This is a genomic window from Leptospira dzoumogneensis, from assembly GCF_004770895.1.
Taxonomy (GTDB): Bacteria; Spirochaetota; Leptospiria; order Leptospirales; family Leptospiraceae; genus Leptospira_B; species Leptospira_B dzoumogneensis.
In genome coordinates this window covers 816,688-835,111 of record NZ_RQHS01000005.1, presented here as the reverse complement: position 1 = coordinate 835,111, position 18,424 = coordinate 816,688, and the positions used below count along the sequence as shown (strand labels likewise).

Here is an 18,424-nt window from a genome sequence, read left to right as displayed (position 1 = left end):
TTGACTACTTTATAATCCTATTTAATATTTTTGCATGCTCATATTAGGTCAGGATCCCGGAAACCCTATCCTGATTTGGCCGGAGTTCTCTTGGACTCCAGTTATCAGCGGAGCGATCTTTTTAGTCCTTCTATTCACCGTAATCTTTCTATTACAACGTTATCTACGCCGACAGAACAATCTCGCATTAGAACATAGAGCTAAGATCGTTTCCAAACTACAACTTCACCATTTCAATTCCAGGGACACGAATCTTTTTCATACGTTCTTGGACCAGGTTGATAACTCGGATCTAAAACGATTAGCAGAAGACCCCTCTTGGTATCGAAAATATTTTCTTCCTGAATTTTTACAGTTTCTCGCAGAGCAAAGTAATCTTCCGGCATGGAAAGATATATTGATCGTGCATACTTTAGATCATTTGATAGAAGATCACAAATCCACAGCCAAAAACTTTATCACTGCGATCTTAGAAACGGACTCAGAGGAAAGATTTCCCGCCTTATTAGGTATCCAAGAACTGGATGAAAGTTCCTTAAACAGAGCGATACGAGCCAGGATCTATACTAAAAAAATAGGAGCTACATTCTCCCTTACTAGATACGAAAGAATGCAGATCTTAGTGCCGGATGAGAACAAACAATGGCTCAAATCGGAAGCGATATTGATCTCTCAAGAAGGAACAAATCTTACCTTACAGATCAAAACGGCCCCGGAAATTGATGAGAAAAAAAATGAAGAATGGATTGAAGCTCCTAAAACAAGTCCTGCAGGGCCGGCACATCCGGGTGCTGTACCGGACGAGTATATAAACAGCCTTGCCCAAATTTTAGAATATTCGGGGTTAAATCCGGGTGTCTGCGAAGAGATCACAAGGCTTGTGACTGCATACAAAGAGCACCCAGGCTTGATACGCAGGAGACATAGACAAGAAGATTATAAAATATTAATACGACTATACAAAGTTTGTTTTATAAAATTCCGTTCTCAAGCGGCGAATATTCCCAAACCGGTACTACTATTTATACATTTTTTCTTCCTGGACGAAGGTTTAATCTCCGCAAAACGATTACAGGATCTGGAACTTGCGATCACTACATTAAAATCTTCAGTCAACGATCACCAATACCAGGAAGTAAAACTTTCAGTTCACCTTCTTCCTGATTGGTTAAATCTTATACTCTCCGGTAAAAAGAATCCTTCCCAAAATCATCTGGGACAAACCTACGATCAGATCCAAAAATCGAATCTGCGATGGAACCAAGAATCGGAAGCGAAGAATATTATGAATAAAGAATATCTTTTGCATATTCTGGACTGGGAACTGGAGAATATTCTTTATATGGGACTTTTAGGAGTCTCCTTAAATCCGAATTTCGCTTATCCGATCCTATCCGAAGACCAATTCTACGGAGCAACGGAATCCAATCTGACTTTCCCGGGTAAGGTCCTATCGAATGCGGAAAGAGTTTTAAAGATAGATACAAGCATCTTCCATAGAGAAGTGAGCGTAATTTCTCATGCAGATCCAAGCCAAACAGATCAATATCGAAAAGAATTTTTCGCTGATTGTATCCTTCTACCTTATAGCGGAAATAGAGGAGTTCTTTGGCAAGAAACAAGTGTCGGCAGCCAGGATTACAGCAGATTATTATTCCCGGTCGTCATGACTGAAAATGCAACATTAGTAGTCACCAAAACACTGGGGGAATTCCGTTGGGAGACGGAAAGAACCGTAAGGGGCAGAAAATGGAATGACCCTATCCCGGCTTCTCTTACTTCAGAGTATTATTCCTATTTGGAAAACTTCCAAAAGAATCCGAACTTAACCGTAGAAGCCAAAAAAAGAATAGAACAACAATGGCTAAAGGTCGGAAAGAATATCAAGGATATGTTTAGTCTCGATTATGCCTATTGGATCCTAATGGAAGCGGAAGGAAAACCTAGACTGAACAGGGTGGTAAGGGAAATCTTAAATCGATTCGTTCCGATCCAGATTAAGTAGCGGGTTGTTAAAAACCTAACTTCCATACGTTTCTCCAATCTTCCCCCGCTAAAAGATAAATCCTGCAGTTATCCGATCAGAACCTGCATCTTCTAAAGTTTTTAGATCTCCATAGTTCCCATCTCGAAGGGAGATCTTAAATCCTTCCATAGGAATTGATCCTATTAAAGAATTCCTTTAATTTCCAGGAATATTAAGACCATAGAAGAAGTAACGCCGACTAAAAGACAGCGATAACTCCATCTTAAATATCTGTATTTTGTAAAGTAGAGGGATTTTCCCAACTGATATAGATCTCTAGTCAAGGCTTCGTATAAGGAAGAATCTTCCGAGGCGATCTCTTCCATCTTATTCATAAATTCCTTTTCACTCATAGGAGCAAAATGTCCGAAAAACAAGGGATTCGATTTACCGTTCTTCTTTTGTTTGAAGGTAGGCATCACTGCAAGTATGGCTAAGCTCGCTGCAATTACTATGAATACCATCAGTGTCAACAAGCCTGTTCTATAGGTAGGTCTTTGGACATATCCCAAGGAAAGTGAAAGTATTACGAATGATGCTGCTATCAGAATGTTTGCCTTCTGATCTGCCATTTGGCTAAGCTGAGAATGATGTTGGTGAACGGTCCTAAAAAGGTAATCTACCGCAGAACGGGCGCGGACCGTTTTGAAATGATCTGATTCCATAGCTCCAAGGATTTTGGAAAATTTTTTTCGACAAGACATAATTGTAGTAGCCCAGAGCCTAAAACCCTCTTTTTGGAATTCCCACATATCAAATCACTTTACATTTTTTAACATATCATTTATATAGTATATATGTATTTAGGTCCCCTGGAGGGTTTCCAAGACCAGTTGTTTCGTCCTGTCCTAGGATGGAGTAGAGACAATGTTGGGCTCTTAACAGGAAGACAGGGAATCTATAAATTGGCACTTCTCTGGGAATACGCATTTGCAGTTTCCGGATTCCAAGTTTTTAATTTGGACTGCGCCATTCGTTTCGATGTATTCACGATTACGGAAGAGACAAGAAAGAGAAGAGTATCTCCCGAAGCTCTTTTAGAAAAAATCCTGGTCCAAAGAGCATTCACTCCTTATCAGATCTTGGATTCCGTCCGTGAGATTTACTCTTCCACAAAAGAGAATACTATCTATTTCATTTTAGCTCCTTGCAAGCAGTTCTTTGATGGAGATGTTCAGGACGACGAGGGTCTTTTTCTTTTGGAAAAATTGGTAATATTATTGGAGCGTATGCGCGCTAAACGTATTCCGATCGTACTTGTAGAATCCACAAAATACACTCATCCAACCTTTCAAAAAATTTTTCCCAAATTAGTAGAGCTCTCCGAAGATCTTTGGGAATTAAACGTAGTGGAAGGTCATTCCTATCTAAAGATCAGAAAAGCGAAATCTACGTACGAGATCGGAACGGATCCGAATTCCAAACAGGAGTTTATTTATGGGTAGGACAGTTATTCCATATTCCAGGCAAATGCAGTATATTGAGTCAAGTCTCGGACAATACAGAAGAGGTCTTCGTAAGCCGGACCAGGAAATTTTCGACGAATTGATCAGAACTGCAAAACTACAAGTACAAGCAGGAGTGATGGCTTCTTCTCCTTATCCGATCGATATCATGCTTCTTACTATGATGATAGATCTAAAAAAAGAAATCCTCAGATTAAAAAAAGAATCGGAAACTTTTCGCAGCCAAGAATGAAACTCCAAACTGCCAGAGGATATTTGTTCGACGTTTATCATGCGGAGGACATGGTATATCTATGGTTGAAAAACGAAGCAGGTGAATCCCAACTCTTTTTGGATAAATTTAATCCGATCATTTATGCCAGAGGAGAAGCCGATCTACTTAAAAAATTAGTAAAACGTCTTTTTGAATTGGATGCCATTCAGGATGTTCCTATTTACGAAAATAGAAATCTATTCTACGAGAATAAGACTGTTCCGGTCCTAAGGATAGTCATCACCAAACCCTCTATCCTGCCTAAGATCAGCCGCAAATTATATGCCTTGTATGGAAAATTCGAGATCTATCATTCGGATCTGGATCTTCCTACTAGTTATATGTTCCAGAAAGGTCTATTTCCATTATGTAAAATGGAAATAGATTACACGGAGGATCCCGGAGCAAAAAGGATCGTAAACGTAAGGACAGAAGATTCTCCTTCGGAAATGGATTATGAGGTCCCCAAATTCAAGACCTTACATTTGGAGCTAAAAAAAAGCCATAGGATCAATCTAGAAAACAACCCTTTGATAGTTCGAACTGAAACCGATTACCATGAACTATCCGGGTCAAATCCCAGAAGACTATTAGAAAAACTAGATGCACTTTTAAGGGAAGAAGATCCGGACATTCTTCTGACCAGATACGGAGATCAGGTTATTCTACCCTACATATTCTACCAATCACAAAGACAGGGATTTCTACCTGCATTAGACAGGGATAGAACAACTCCGATCCGAAGGAATATCAGCACCAAGGGAACTAGTTATTTTACATATGGAAATATTGTATTTCGTGCACCTTCTTATCCTTTATTCGGAAGATGGCATATAGATTCCAAAAACAGCTTCGTATATAAGGAAGCGGATCTAATGGGAGTAATAGAACTCGCAAGACTTTCCAGGCTTCCTATGCAAAAAATGGCGAGAGCATCCACGGGAAAAGCGCTTACTTATATAGAGACCGATGTGGCCTTAAGAAGAGGTTACTTGGTTCCTTGGCAAAAAAGTGCGGTAGAAGCTCCTAAAACAGCACTCCAATTACTGGAGGCAGACAAAGGAGGATTAGTTTTCCAACCGGATATTACTCATGGGAAAACGGCAGAGAATGTTGCACAATTGGATTTTGCGCAGATGTATCCCAGCATCATGGCGATGCATAATATTTCTCCGGAATGTGTGAACTGCCTATGCTGCGTAAACGATAAAACAGTTCCGAAAGCCCCGGATATAGGATATCGAATATGCGATAAACGTAAAGGAGTCGTTTCAGAAGCCTTAAAACATATAATAGACAGAAGGACTTATTATAAACAACAATCCAAAGTCACTTCAGGAAGGCAGTTAGAAGATTATGAAGCGAAACAAGCCAGCTTAAAATGGATGTTAGTTACTTCTTTCGGATACTTAGGTTATAGAAACGCAAAATTCGGAAGATTAGAAAGCCACGAAAGTGTAAACGCGTTCGGAAGACAAAAACTTCTACTCGCCAAAGAAACCGCGGAAGAATTCGGTTATGAGTTCGTTCATGCGATCACCGATAGTATATTTATCAAACACTATGATTCTTCTCCATTAAGCACATCCGATTTGGATTCCTTATGTTCGGAAATATATAGGCGCACCAAAATTAGAATGGAAGTGGATGGAGTCTATACCTGGTTACTTTTTCCTCCTTCCAGCCAAGATCCAGAAATGCCCGTTGCAAATAGATATATGGGAAGATTCCAATCCGGAAAATTGAAGTGTAGAGGAATAGGAGCCAGAAGAAAGGACCTCCCCGCTTTTATCACAAGCGCGCAAAGAGAAATGTTGGAATGGATGAAGACCAAGGTCACTATACAAGATCTAAAAAAATCCGAATCCGAAATTTTATCCATCTATCATAAATATGATTCTATGATCCGACAGGATTGTATCCCTCCTGAAAATCTTCTACTTCTCAAATCCAGCTCCAGAGAGCTGGAAGAATACGAAGTAATGGGAGCCACTGCGCTCTCCATGATGAAACTGAAAGATTTCGGTATGGATGTCCAGGCTGGGGAAAAAATTAAATATTTAGTATTGAACCAAAAATCAAAAACCAAGGATAGAAGATACATGCCGGAAGAAGAGCTGCAACTCTATCCGAATAAGATCAAAAGAACAGGTTTCGATAAAGAATATTACAGAAAAATATTAGTCGGGGTTTTTAGGGAAGTTTGGGCGGAATTCGCATCTTTCAAGGATTTCGACTCTCTAATAGATCCTCAGGGTAGATTCGACTTTTAGATTAAAGTGAACCCTTTTGTATCAATTCCAAATTTTTAATATATCTGTCTCTTTCTCCAGGATGATCCGATTTACTCTTAAACTCCAAACCTAATGTCAAATTTCCATCCTCGTCTTTTCCCCACCAACGGATCGCCGCGGAAACAGTCAAAGGAGCCTGCATTTTGAACAGAACATCTAAGATAAAACTCTCTTGTTTAGGTAAGGTATCTATCAGGTTCGGATCATGGATTTTTACCTTAAGTCCTTTGGCAGAAGCATCTAAGATCGTAAATTTTTCAGTGGTCTTGATAGTATTCGATTCCTTGATCCGGCCTACAACCTCATCCGAAAGCCTGCCTAATTCCGCCAAATAATCCGAAGTGAGTTTTCTATCCTTACTTTGTATCCAGATATAACCTATCGGGATCGGTTGATCGGAATGGTTTTTGTAAATGATAGGACGAATGAGTTCTGAAACGATTTTTTGATCCTTAAATTTCCGGATGATCGTTCCTATATCGTCGTCTATATCTTTGGAATAATCCAAACGATCCGGCCCTGACTCGGAATAAGAATCGACGTTTTGTGTATCTTCTAAGAGCAAAGACTTACGAGAACGTTTTACGATCTCAAACTTTCTATCCAGTCCCGGTTTAAATGTATCGATCACAATATTATCAGCACTGTTCTTTTTCAGGCGGTTTTTATAATCTTCTAAATTCACTTTTATCAGAGTCGGAATATTGAACATATTCGCTTCGATCACCGTTTTAGGTGTGATTAAATTCGTAACGACAGCTTTGCCGTTTGAGACTTGGACCCTAGGACTTTCCCGATTCAATTTTGCAATTGCAAGTCTTTCTACCTTTAATAGGTAAAGGTCTTTCTCCGCTTTTTGAAGGAATTGACAGTCAATTTCTATATACTTGGCTAGGATCTTGAACAAGGAGACCTTTTTCTCTCCTGTTTCTTCCCAGTTCTCAGGCATGCGGATCAGGACCTTTTCATCCTCTTCCAAATACTTTTTGATGACGGCTTTTTGATCGAAAGGATAGATCTTGAGGGAAAGTTCCTGGTCCAGCAGATATTTCAGAATGACATGCTTTTTCTGATCTTTGGAAACGATATAATCTAAAGCTCTGGAATTCTTTTCAAAATATTGCATAATCCGACTAGGCTTCTTTTAATAAGCGAATTGATCCTTTCCGAATTAACCGACTCACGATTTATTCTTGGAATGTCTTTCGTTTTCGATTTTTTTCAGGCAAAATCGCTTTCTTTTGGAAAAAATTTTTTACCGAACTTTATCCGTTAGGGAATACTCACCTCGACTAACGTATCCCTCAAACGGGTGAACGTGAAAAGCAGGGTAAAATCCTCGAAAAATTAATTGGTTGACTATCTTCAATTTTGGAAATAAATTATTAATCCATTTTCGAGTTTGGGAAATATATGAAAAAACTGATTCTTGCACAGCTTCTCATCCTGATCTTTTCCGCTCATTCTAAACTTGGTCTTTATGCGGATGGATGTTATATCTGTGGTTCAGGTTCCAATTCAAATTGTAGAGATTATTGTAGCTATTCCGGTTCTGATACTTCCGAAAACCGTAAAAAATGTGAGAAGTCGGGATGTAAGATAGGAGGAACGGCAAGTTGCCCTTCTGCCGCTAATTACAAAGTTTGTTCTGCTTCTATTTTCGATTCTCCTATCGATAAGAAAAGTATCCTCGCATCCCTTCTCGCTAAATAGCTTCTAATCCCGGGGAACCAAACCACCCCGGGTGTCTTTTCTTATTTCAATGTATTTATATAATCGCTTAAGTCGGAACCGATCTTAGGAGAACTTGCTTCGAATACCATAGGCGGATTCGTTCCCAATGTAGGGCTAAACATTCCGAGACAGCTTAAACTTCCAATCCCGCATTCCTTAGGATTCGGAGAGATCCATAATGCCCTCCAAACCGAGTAATTATTATCGTATTCAAGCTCTTTGAGTAAATTTAGGTTTTTATCATATATTAGAACTTTAGTATTTGCGGCATACGCCTCGTAAGAGGGCAGGATCCCCAGAGTAACAACGCTGAATAAACTAGAGAAAATTGTTACAAAGTTCAGGCCAATATTTCTGGTCTTTTCAAAAACAGGGTAATGTAACCCCACGATATAATAATCATAAGGAAGATTTTTAAAGTAGTAAGTATAATTCTCCCCTGTTTTTGAGATCTCTAAAAACTTTTCCAATTCTCTGATCCCCGTAGGCCCAGTCACCTCTAAGAAAGATTTTACGAATATAGCAACTTTCTCCGGAGCCAAATCTTTTCTAATCCCGTTCGGCTTATTTTCCCCAGGGATAGGAAAACTCCCCCCGATAGGCTCTTTAATCGTACGGGAATACGGATCTGACAGTGCTTCGAAGTCCACTGTTCCATCTGGATTTTTTACCTTAGTGGATTTAAAAGTATTAAAGCCTAGATAAGCGATCCTAAATTTTTTAGCAGGTTGTTTTGTAGGAATTCCTACATCACCGGTCTGGGTAAGAGAATATCTGGAAGCGCAGGCATTGGATAAAAATAAAAAGAAGACGCTGAGAAAGAGCAAACGCATTCAGAAACTCTAACCAATTCCCAGCTTAGATACCAGTAAAAAATTTATCGGGTAAAACCAAATTTTGGATTTATTTGAAAATAACCGACTCGATGTCCTTCTCAATAGCAGGAATTTGCCCCGAATAAATATGCTCATTCCTGATAGATCTCGCATTATTCCCGTTAAGGCATCGCAAAACTTCACAAGATTTGGATGCAGGCATCCAAAGGGCAGATATTTCAGTGAATCTATTATTATAATCAAAACGTTTAAGCTCATTTAGGTTTTTATCAAAAATGATCACCGTAGTATATGCCTTTCCTTTTCCAACAAACGGGAGTATTCCTAGCGTGAAGAAAGAAAAAGGAAAAGAAAGAGCATGGAGGAAATTTTCATCTTCCGCACTTTCCGGAAAAGCAGGCAGATGAATCCCGATTACGTAATAATCAAATCCATGGTCTCTTAGGAAATAATCATATTCTTTTCCGCGCGGCACTATATGAACATACTTCTTCATGTCCTCCAAACCGGATTGGCGAACAGAATCCAGAAAGCTAAAAACGAAATTACGAACTTTTAGCGAAGGAATATCTCGTCGGAATTGACTCACTTTTGCAAGCTCATCAGAACCGAAATCTCCATATAAAGGATCGGTTAAAATCCTACTCGAATAGTCTAAACTAGCCGTATAAGTCCGTCTCCTTCCGTATGAAGCGGTTAACTCTTCTTTAAAACCCGCAAACCCGATATAAGCGATTTTTGGTTTTTTTTGATTTTCAGCAAGGGTCTTACGAACATAAGGTTCGCCTAGCGTCGGATAAACTCGTGTACTACAATTGATCGACAAAAGAACAACGGAGATTAAAAAAAGAGAAAATAAATTTCTAAGAAAATTCTTCATAGGGAGAATAACGTTAAATTATTGAGTCAATTCGGCAAGGATAATTTAGAATTCGTTAGTCCAACCGGCCCCCTTTAGCCGGGATCAATACTAAAGCCAAACAGCATAGGGCGATCACTAAAGTAACAGGAGTGAATACTACAGTTTCGGTGGAATTCAAAGAAAATATATTTCCAAGAGTGTTCAAAGAAAAGACCGCGGCCATGATCCAAATCGCGATCCGAACGATCCGTCCGGGAATTCGGAGTTTGATATATTTGGCGTCGAGTGCGATCACTATTAGAAATATTGAATTTAGAAGAATGGAAATTGATTCAAATGCGATCATCTGTTCCCAAGTTTCCAGCCTTCCTCCCCATACTATGGAAAAAGGTACTGTACCTGAGATAATGATCGTATGAAAAATGATAGAACAGGAAAAAAATAGAAGTAATAGGATTCTGGCGAATTTGCGGATCTGATTCATTTTTATTCAAATCGTATGTTTATAAAATCGGCTTGATCCCGTCTTTTTATTTTTGTTTTTTATTTCCGGCCCCATTCTTATAAATAAGCTTTTGGAGCCGGAAATCAGATTATTTTATTAATTTGAAGTTACAAAATTGGAAACGTCGGATTCCACTTGTGGGAGCAGATCCCTATATACGAACCCAGGAACAGCTTCTCTTTGTTTCACCATACAACTTAACCTTTCCGAACATTCTTTAGGATAAGAAGATATCCATAAAGCGCGTAATACTGTATAGGATGCATCGTATTCCTTTTGCCAAACCTGATTTAAATTCTTATCATATACCTTGACATCTATAGCGGCATTCCCCCATTGAAATGAAGGGAATATACCCAAGGTCACCATAGAGAAGAGAGTGCTAAACAAATGAGGAAAAGCTAAGGCAAAGTTCATGTCCTCAAATGCGGGACTTAAAGCGCCTACAACTATATAATCTACGTCTAAATTTCTAAGATAAGCAGTGTAAGAATCTTTACCGTCTTCGGTCTTTTTGCCGTCCTTCACCGGTTCGACTATATGAATTAATTCCTCAGTACCCGATTTTTTGACTATAGTAAGGTAATCGGAAATGAATTTTTGCACTTTCTCTTTAGGAACGTCATTACGTATCCCGTTACTTTTTAAAGCATGAGCTGGTTTAGCGATCGTTTCAGATAAGGAGAGACGTTTACTCTTATCTAGAACCGCCGTATACGTGGTTGTCCTTCCGGAAACTCCCGAAACGAAAGAACGAAACGGAACAAAACCTACATAAGCGATTTTAACGTTTTTCTTTAAAGCTACCGGAACAGTTATGCTCTCATCGGGATATTTTACGAAATAATGAGCGTTGCATCCCAATATCCCAAATAGGGTAATCACCAATATCAATTTTTTCTTATATTTGATCATCTACAAACCTCGAACGATCCATAAATGATAATTATGAAATGTATAAAAGGAAAAAATATTATGGCAGAAGACCAATATAAAAAAAATCCCCCAACGAACCTTTGTCCGGAGGGGGTTTTGTGAATTTTGAAACGGATAAAAGAACGTTCTTCTTTTACTTTTTCAGCTCAGGTGCCAGATCGGCAAGAGGAACCTTGTCTTTTGGAAGGTTCTTATAAATATCATACTCGAATCCGTCTGCAGATCTTCCTTTTGAATCAGGTCCTGCATTAGGATCGTTTTTATGATTATATCTATCTCTATCTTCTCTGTCCAAGAAAGGTTTATAATCGGAACGATATCCCCATTTGAAAACGGAATCGTCAGGATTCTGAGCGACTACCAAACAAACTGGATCTACCCAACCTTCGTTTTTCTCGGTTTTGATACGTACCAATTTTTTCGCGATATAGTAATGGTTTCTGTAATCATAAACCTTTACTACAGTTCCGACAGGAAGGAATTCCACAGGAACAGGATTTGATTGGTCATCGGAAAGAATTCCAACTTTAGGATCCAACTTATCTTTTTCTAATGTAGGGCAGTTGATATTCCCCACGATTTGAGCAGTGTTGGAGCATGCTCCCAATGCGAGAGCTGCAATTCCGAGGATCGTAATATTTAATGCTAATTTTTTCATGATCCTTTTCCTTATTGGTGATGGTGTAAAGCTTCTTCCAATCTCGGATCTCCCACAGGGATCAAAGGAGCTTTTTCCAATCTTTTCAGAACTACCAGACCGAATAATCCGATCACTCCTACTACGGATCCCAGAGATACCAGGTATCCTCCAAAGGAGAAGTCCACGAAATTAGCAGGGTAAACCAGCCAGAAAATTTCAGTAGCTTGAGTGAAGATGACCCAAAGAGAAACTTTCATTAGGAAATCGATGTCTCTTTTATTCGGGCGGTTTAACAAGAGCATGAAAGGCACTGCAAACTTGATTGCAGGCAATGCTAAAGTCAGATATTCCCATCCGCCGGTTAACCTTTGCTCATAGAAGAAAGTTTCTTCCGGAATGGAAGCATACCAGATCAACATGAACTGAGAGAAACCAACATAAGCCCAGAATACCGTGAAACCGAGTATGAATTTTCCTAAGTCATGGATATGGTTCTCATTCACCAGGTTTCCTAAAAATCCTCTCTTCTTCAGATAATACGCCATGATCACGAAAGAAGAAAGTCCTGCCTGATAAGCTCCCGCGAAGCAGTAAACTCCGAACATGGTGGAGAACCAGTGAGGAGTAAGAGACATTACCAACATGATGGAAACTAAGGAGAAGGAAAGTGCGAAGAATATGATATATCCTCCGGCTAACTTCGCATTGAACTGCGTATGTGCCACGTCTTTGTCGCTGTCTTGGGAAACGGATCTCTTATAGAAAAGATATCCGAATGCGGACCAAGCTGCTCCTAAAACAACCACCATCACGGAGAAAAATCCGATGTTTAAGAGCGGTTTTTTGTGTTTAAGAAGTTTATCAGCTTCTACCGCTTCAGCGTGAGTCCACTCGTATAGATCATGAGCTCCCAAGATCAGAACAAGAAGAAGTACCGCTGCAACCGGAACGAACAATCCATACGCTTCGGAAATTCTACGTAGAGTTACCGGCCAATGAGCACCGGTGATATGTGCCAAAGAGGTGAAGAAGATCCCTGCAAGTGTAATTCCCAAAATGAAGAATACACCGACTAAGTATGCGGACCAAGCCGGGTTGGAATGGCCGCCTTCATGACGAAGTTCAGGATGTCCAAGACCGAAAGCCGCAAGACCAATGCTCGCCAAACCTACGAGGATCATTCCGACCAGAGCGTTTCTGGTTTTGGAATCCAACTTAAAGTTGATTAAGTTTTGTTCTACTTTAACTTCCATTATTTACCAGCCGTTCTGTTGTCGTATTCTTGTAATTTACGAACATATAATATGATTTTCCAACGATCATCGGAAGGAACTTGAGAAGCGTAACTTTTCATAGCTCCTTTTCCTTCGGTGATGATATGATAGATCTGTCCGTCGGAATAAGCTCTAGCGGTTGCAGATGTTAATGCAGCCATCGGGCTTCCGTCAGATTGAGCCATATTCAAACGTGGAGCAGGACCTACTACGGTACCGTTTCCTTGTCCTCTAACGCCGTGACAAGGACTACAATACGTTTGGTATTTGATCTCCCCTTTTTGAAGAGTAGCCAGATCTCCTTTAATAGGATTCGCAAGTCCCTTGTTTGGGAGAGCATCCAAGCTTTGAGTCCAACCGGCATACTCGTAAGGGAAATATCCCTGAGGAACTGCTCCTACTGGAGGAAGGCGTAAGGAAGTATTATTCGGAAAATTAGAGTCCGCTTCCTGTGCTTCTCTTGCTGGAGAGTCAGCCATATCCGGCATATACTCCATAGGAGGAGTCTTAGACTCGCAGTTCCAAAGTATCAAACCTGCGAGAGAAAGAGCAAAAATTCTTTGCAGTGAAATCATCAAAATTCTCCTATTTCACCGTCTCGACATGTTTAGAGCCGAGGCCTTTGATAAAGTCGGTCACTGAACCTTCTGAATAATTCGCAGAGTTGGAAGGGATCCAAAGTGCAAATTTGTCGGTAGTGATGTCCGGATGTAAAACCTTACGACCGGTTCTTGGAAGTTTAGCCAGGAAGAACAAAGCTGCAGCTGTGGAAAGTCCAGCCATGAACACTGTAAACTCGAATGTGATCGGAATATACGCAAACCAAGCGTTGAAACTTTTTCCGGAGATATTGATCGGCCAATCGTATTTATGAGTTAAATACTGCATACCAAAGCCGACAGTGCATCCAAAAATTCCCATGAAGAAGGTTACCCAAGGAAGTCCGGAACGAGGAAGGCCCATTGCATCATCCAATCCGTGAACAGGATACGGAGTAAAACAATCGAAGTTGGTGTAACCCTTCTCCTTTGTTTTTTGAGCCGCGTCTATGATCTGAGCAGGAGTATCGAATAATCCGAAAACTCCATGCTCTGTTTCTTCGAAAGTATGAAACTGTTCTTTCTTAGGAGTATACATTAATGATGACCTCCATCTTTATGAGGCATTACTGTTTTCACTTCCGCAATCGCGATTACAGGAAGTAATCTACAGAAGAGAAGGAACATAGTGAAGAAGATACCGAAGGTTCCGAGTAACATCATGAAATCGTAAACCGTTGGAATGTATTTATCCCAGCTGGAAGGTAAGAAGTCCGCGTGTAATGTCATTACGATCACGAAACGTTCGAACCACATACCTATGTTTACGATGATGGAAACGATGAACATCACAGGGATGCTGTTTCTAAGTTTTTTAGACCAGAATACCTGAGGAGCAAACACGTTACAGCTGAACATGATGAAGTATGCCCATCCGTAAGGACCGAATGCTCTGTTTACGAAGGTAAATCCTTCGTATTCGTTTCCTGAATACCAAGCCATGAAGAACTCAGTGGAGTAAGCAAGACCAACGATCAAACCTGTAACCATGATCACTTTGTTCATGTTTTCCAAGTGTTTCATGGTGATATAATCTTTCAGTTGGAAGACTTCCCTTGCGATTACCATCAGAGTAACCACCATCGCAAATCCGGAGAAGATCGCACCGGCAACGAAGTAAGGAGGGAAGATCGTAGTGTGCCATCCAGGAACGATGGAAACCGCGAAGTCGAAGGATACGATCGTATGCACCGAAAGAACCAGAGGTGTAGACAATGCAGCGAGGATCATCGCAACAGTCTCTAAGTGAGACCATGCTTTGTTGGATCCAACCCATCCAAAGGAAAGAATATCGTAAACTTTTCTACGAAGAGGTGTAGTCGCCCTGTCTCTCACAGCTGCGATATCAGGGATCAAACCGATATACCAGAAAACAAGAGAGATACTCAAGTAAGTGGAAACCGCGAAAGTATCCCAGATCAGAGGAGATCTGAAGTTCACCCAAAGAGGTCCTCTTTCGTTCGGATAAGGAAATAACCAGAATCCCATCCAAGGACGTCCGATGTGGATGATCAAAGTGGATGCAGCAGTTAATACCGCGAAGATGGTCATCGCTTCTGCAGCACGGTTAATACCGGTTCTCCACTCTTGGCGGAACAGATAAAGAACCGCGGAGATCAGAGTTCCAGCGTGACCGATACCGATCCAGAATACGAAGTTTACGATGAAAAATCCCCAACCAACAGGATTGTTGATCCCAAGGATATAAAGACCTTCGTATACCAAGTATCCGATGATACCTAAATCGATTACGGTAATGGTAAGAGCCAGAATGAAAGCCTTCCACCACAGAGAAGTGGGGAAAGCTTCGACCGGCTTGAGGATATCCTCGGTAACGTCACGGACGGACTTGCCGCCGGTGACTAAGGGTTGGATATCCAGGGCTTCTTTGATTGCGTTAGGTATAGACATAGCGCTTTAATTACTCCGGATTAAGCTCTTACCCTGGTCAAATAAGCGACCGCGGGACCGACATTTAAATACTCTAGAACTCTGAAAGATCTAGGATCCGCACTGAGTTTGGATACCGTAGAAGTTTTATCGTTCGTGTTTCCGAAACTGATGGCATCAGCCGCGCAACTTTGTTGGCAGGCGGTCTTCAGTTCTCCGTCTTTCAAAGTACGACCTTCGTTTTTAGCCTGGATCTTTTTCTCCGCGATACGAGAAGAACAGAAGTTACATTTTTCCATAACCCCTCTTCCACGAACCGTAACATCCGGATTGAGTCCGAGATATCTAGGAGTTCTGGATCCTTTTTCGGCTCCGGTATCGTTATACCAGTGTTGAGCCCAGTTATAACGACGAACTTTGTAAGGACAGTTGTTAGAGCAGTAACGAGTTCCAACGCAACGGTTATAAACCATGTCGTTGATCCCTTCAGAACTATGAACAGTTGCCATAACCGGACAAACAGTCTCACATGGAGCGTTATCACACTGTTGGCAAAGCATAGGCTGGTGAGCGATCTGTAGATCTTCCGGTTTTTCAGGATCACCGATATAGTAACGGTCGATACGAAGCCAATGCATCTCGCGACCCACTCTAACTTCGTCTCTTCCTACTACCGGAATATTGTTCTCTACTTGGCAAGCGATGACGCAAGAACCGCAACCGGTGCAAGCGGTCAAATCGATAGCCATACCCCATTTATAACCAGGGTATTCATGCACCGGATTTGCTCCGACTGCGTAGACCATCTTACCGTCTTTTTTGATTTTAGGAATTTCGGATTCTTTCACTCCGGAAGAAGGATTCTTTTTCCATTCTTCCAAAGAAGTAGATTGAACCAGAGGACGATCTTCGTATCCGAAACCTGGAGATAAAACGTGGTGGTGCTGGGTGCAAGCAAGCTTATAGGTTTTACCAGTCTTCTCGAGAGAAGTCACAGAAATTCCGGAGAATACTCCATCTTCTGCCAGAACGTATGCGTTCTTACCTACTTCGTTACCTACTTTACCGGCTGCAGTTCTACCGTAACCAACCGCGATCCCGATCGTATCCTTATGCATTCCAGGTTGGACCTGAGCAGGAAGTTCGATAGAACCTTTGGTAGTTTTTACGGAAACCACATCATTGGATTGGATCCCTTTTTCTTTTGCAAGTCCTGGTGAAAGGATTACATAATTGTCCCAAGTAACCTTGGTAACAGGATCCGGAAGCTCTTGTAATAGAGAGTTATTCGCCGCTCTACCGTCTCCGATGGAGCTTGTCTCATAAAGAGCCAAACGAATCCCAGCCGGATAACCTGCAGGCTTTTTCAGGGCAGCTTTATTGAAGCCTCGAGTAGCACTTGCAGTTTTTCTGCGGTCCTTAGCTCTTACAGTAGTTCCAACTCTGAGAAGATCTTCCCATTTTAGTTTGGAACCGAGCTTTTTGGTCCAAGAGTTCTTTACGTATTCGTAAAATGATTTTTCGTTGGCGAGAGATCCGCCTGCGAAAGCGATCAAGCTGTCCTCGAAAGAACGAGTGTTGAATAGAGGACGGATCGCAGGTTGTTGGATAGAGAATATTCCCTTAGTTCCTTCTGAATCTCCCCAAGACTCTAAGAAATGAGTAGTGGAAGCCAGATAGTTGGAAGCAAGTGCGGTCTCATCCGCTCTATCCGTAAGACTTACAGTTAAAGCAGCTCTATGAAGAAGGTCCTTCCAAGAATCACCGGCTTGGTAAACCAAGTTAGTGTCATAGAGGAATAGAACTCCTACTTTAGTTTGTTTTAATGCTTCAGTAAGTTTGTTTAAGTTACCTGAATAATCCGCTAAACCTTCTTTTTTAGGAGAAGCGTAATCAACAGTCTTACCGTCATTGTCTAAGGTAGAGTTTAAGAAGTTCACAAGGATCTGAAGATCCACAGCTTCTTTGGTAGAAGCAGCCAGACCGCCCGCAACCACAAGAGATCTGCCTTTGTTTGACCAAAGAGATTTTGCCGTTTTGCGGATACCTTCTGCGCTAACTCCAAGATCGTTAGCCAGACTTTCTACGGTAGAAGCTCCGGTAACATCTTTGGCGTTCGCTCCTAATTCTCCTAAACCTGCAGCGATTGCAAGAGCCAGTTTGGACTGGTCGCCAGGGCGAATCGGAAGTCTAAGATCCGCGTTAGATCCGGACATAGTAGGAATGGATTCGGCAGCGATGAAGTAGTTAAGATCTTTTGCTCCATCTCTTAGGTTTCTGCGTTTCGCAAAATCCTTTTGGTGTTCTTCAGGAGACAACCATCCACCCATAAAATCGCAATCGATGGACAGGATAGTGTTCGCCAATTCGAAATTATAGTTAGGAACGAGTGCCTTTCCGTAAGAAGCAGCCTGAGCTTTAGAGATCGCATCTTCAGGAGAAGTGATAGAGATCTCTAAATGTTGTCCTCCACCTACTGCTTTTAAGAAGTCAGCGATAATCGCTTTGGTGGAAGGAGAATCAAGAGGTCTTGTTACGATTACAGTGTTACCCTTGTTCTTAGAAAGAGCTTCCTGAACTTTAGAATCCAAAGCGGCCCATTGGATATTCTCCACTTTTCCGCCGGAAATTGCCGCAGGACCTTGTGCTCTGTCCGGATCATATAGATCAAAAATAGCAGCTTGTCCGGAAGCGCCGAGAGCACCTTGAGATACAGGGTGATCTTCGTTTCCTTCTAATTTTAGAGGACGTCCGTCTTTAGATCTTACTAAGTAACCTGTTCCGTTGAATGCGGTAGCATAGTAATATGATTGTCCGTGTTTTACGAAATCGAAAGTACCTTCGTCAGTTTTCAGATCCACATAAGGAACGATTTTTTCGACAGGCTTGCGTACACAATTTAAGGAAGTCATTGCGACTCCCGCACCCATCAATTTAAGGAAGGTCTTACGATCGAACTCCCCTGACTTAATCCTTGCGATGACTGGATCCGGAGAAGTGAAAAATTCAGAGCGCGCTAGATCCTTCGTTTCTTTTTCGTTATCTTTCAGTTCGAGGGAGAGCCAGTGAGCTTTCTTTTCTTTCTGGAAATTCTTTTTATCCATCTGTT

17 protein-coding genes are annotated in these 18,424 nt (G+C 41.1%); 5 read left to right on the top strand and 12 right to left on the bottom strand.

Translation table 11 applies throughout. The features are described 5' to 3' along the window. Positions 1-34 precede the first annotated feature (34 nt). On the top strand, positions 35-2,005 hold the full coding sequence (locus tag EHR06_RS05345; RefSeq protein ID WP_135756030.1) for a hypothetical protein: 1,971 nt from the start codon (positions 35-37) through the stop codon (positions 2,003-2,005). Between the two features lie 164 nt (positions 2,006-2,169). On the opposite strand, the gene EHR06_RS05340 is transcribed toward EHR06_RS05345, so the two are convergent. Continuing rightward, positions 2,170-2,691: a Pycsar system effector family protein gene (locus EHR06_RS05340; RefSeq protein ID WP_244288501.1), complete on the bottom strand. Its 522-nt coding sequence runs from the start codon at positions 2,689-2,691 to the stop codon at positions 2,170-2,172. Positions 2,692-2,823: 132 nt separating this feature from the next. Between EHR06_RS05340 and EHR06_RS05335 the strand changes: the two genes are divergently transcribed. From EHR06_RS05335 to EHR06_RS05325, 3 genes are read left to right on the top strand one after another with little or no spacing between them, the layout of a single operon-like run. Then, entirely contained in the window at positions 2,824-3,471 is a 648-nt protein-coding gene (locus EHR06_RS05335) for a hypothetical protein (protein WP_135756028.1), read from the top strand. Then, positions 3,464-3,724 carry a DUF8156 family protein gene (locus EHR06_RS05330; RefSeq protein ID WP_135756027.1) on the top strand — a complete coding sequence of 87 codons (261 nt, stop codon included), beginning with the start codon at positions 3,464-3,466 and terminating at the stop codon, positions 3,722-3,724. The genes EHR06_RS05335 and EHR06_RS05330 overlap by 8 nt, the downstream gene beginning before the upstream one ends. Then, positions 3,721-6,018, top strand: a complete 2,298-nt coding sequence (locus tag EHR06_RS05325) for a DNA polymerase domain-containing protein (protein WP_135756026.1) — start codon at positions 3,721-3,723, stop codon at positions 6,016-6,018. The genes EHR06_RS05330 and EHR06_RS05325 overlap by 4 nt, the downstream gene beginning before the upstream one ends. Position 6,019: 1 nt before the next feature. On the opposite strand, the gene EHR06_RS05320 is transcribed toward EHR06_RS05325, so the two are convergent. Beyond that, a complete protein-coding gene (locus EHR06_RS05320; RefSeq protein WP_135756025.1) occupies positions 6,020-7,165 on the bottom strand; it encodes a DUF1577 domain-containing protein in 1,146 nt (381 codons plus the stop codon). A gap of 287 nt (positions 7,166-7,452) precedes the next feature. Here EHR06_RS05320 and EHR06_RS05315 point away from each other — a divergent pair, with 287 nt between their 5' ends. After that, complete coding sequence (locus EHR06_RS05315; protein ID WP_135756024.1) at positions 7,453-7,752, top strand: hypothetical protein; 300 nt, start codon at positions 7,453-7,455, stop codon at positions 7,750-7,752. Between the two features lie 41 nt (positions 7,753-7,793). Here EHR06_RS05315 and EHR06_RS05310 read toward each other — a convergent pair whose 3' ends face one another. The 10 genes from EHR06_RS05310 to EHR06_RS05265 all read right to left on the bottom strand — a co-directional run bounded on the left by EHR06_RS05310 (position 7,794) and on the right by EHR06_RS05265 (position 18,419). Beyond that, positions 7,794-8,606 carry an Lp29 family lipoprotein gene (locus EHR06_RS05310; protein WP_135756023.1) on the bottom strand — a complete coding sequence of 271 codons (813 nt, stop codon included), beginning with the start codon at positions 8,604-8,606 and terminating at the stop codon, positions 7,794-7,796. Positions 8,607-8,676: 70 nt separating this feature from the next. After that, positions 8,677-9,489 (bottom strand): Lp29 family lipoprotein, encoded by an 813-nt coding sequence (locus EHR06_RS19405; RefSeq protein ID WP_135756022.1) that lies wholly within the window; start codon positions 9,487-9,489, stop codon positions 8,677-8,679. A 55-nt stretch (positions 9,490-9,544) separates the two neighbouring features. Further along, a complete protein-coding gene (locus tag EHR06_RS05300; protein ID WP_135756021.1) occupies positions 9,545-9,955 on the bottom strand; it encodes a hypothetical protein in 411 nt (136 codons plus the stop codon). A gap of 117 nt (positions 9,956-10,072) precedes the next feature. Continuing rightward, complete coding sequence (locus tag EHR06_RS05295) at positions 10,073-10,891, bottom strand: Lp29 family lipoprotein (protein WP_135756020.1); 819 nt, start codon at positions 10,889-10,891, stop codon at positions 10,073-10,075. 154 nt (positions 10,892-11,045) lie between these two features. Further along, positions 11,046-11,570, bottom strand: coding sequence for an Lsa16 family lipoprotein adhesin (locus tag EHR06_RS05290; protein ID WP_135756019.1), 525 nt, complete (start codon positions 11,568-11,570; stop codon positions 11,046-11,048). An 11-nt stretch (positions 11,571-11,581) separates the two neighbouring features. Continuing rightward, positions 11,582-12,805, bottom strand: a complete 1,224-nt coding sequence (locus EHR06_RS05285; protein WP_135756018.1) for a hypothetical protein — start codon at positions 12,803-12,805, stop codon at positions 11,582-11,584. After that, the gene (locus tag EHR06_RS05280) at positions 12,805-13,401 is read right to left on the bottom strand and encodes a c-type cytochrome (protein WP_135756017.1); all 597 of its coding nucleotides are present in this window, start codon (positions 13,399-13,401) and stop codon (positions 12,805-12,807) included. The genes EHR06_RS05285 and EHR06_RS05280 overlap by 1 nt, the downstream gene beginning before the upstream one ends. Positions 13,402-13,411: 10 nt before the next feature. Then, the gene (locus EHR06_RS05275) at positions 13,412-13,963 is read right to left on the bottom strand and encodes a DUF3341 domain-containing protein (RefSeq protein WP_008594153.1); all 552 of its coding nucleotides are present in this window, start codon (positions 13,961-13,963) and stop codon (positions 13,412-13,414) included. Further along, complete coding sequence (gene nrfD / locus EHR06_RS05270; RefSeq protein WP_024863936.1) at positions 13,963-15,330, bottom strand: NrfD/PsrC family molybdoenzyme membrane anchor subunit; 1,368 nt, start codon at positions 15,328-15,330, stop codon at positions 13,963-13,965. Before nrfD ends, EHR06_RS05275 begins: the two co-directional genes overlap by 1 nt. Positions 15,331-15,356: 26 nt before the next feature. Continuing rightward, positions 15,357-18,419, bottom strand: a complete 3,063-nt coding sequence (locus EHR06_RS05265; protein WP_135756016.1) for a TAT-variant-translocated molybdopterin oxidoreductase — start codon at positions 18,417-18,419, stop codon at positions 15,357-15,359. Positions 18,420-18,424: the final 5 nt, after the last annotated feature.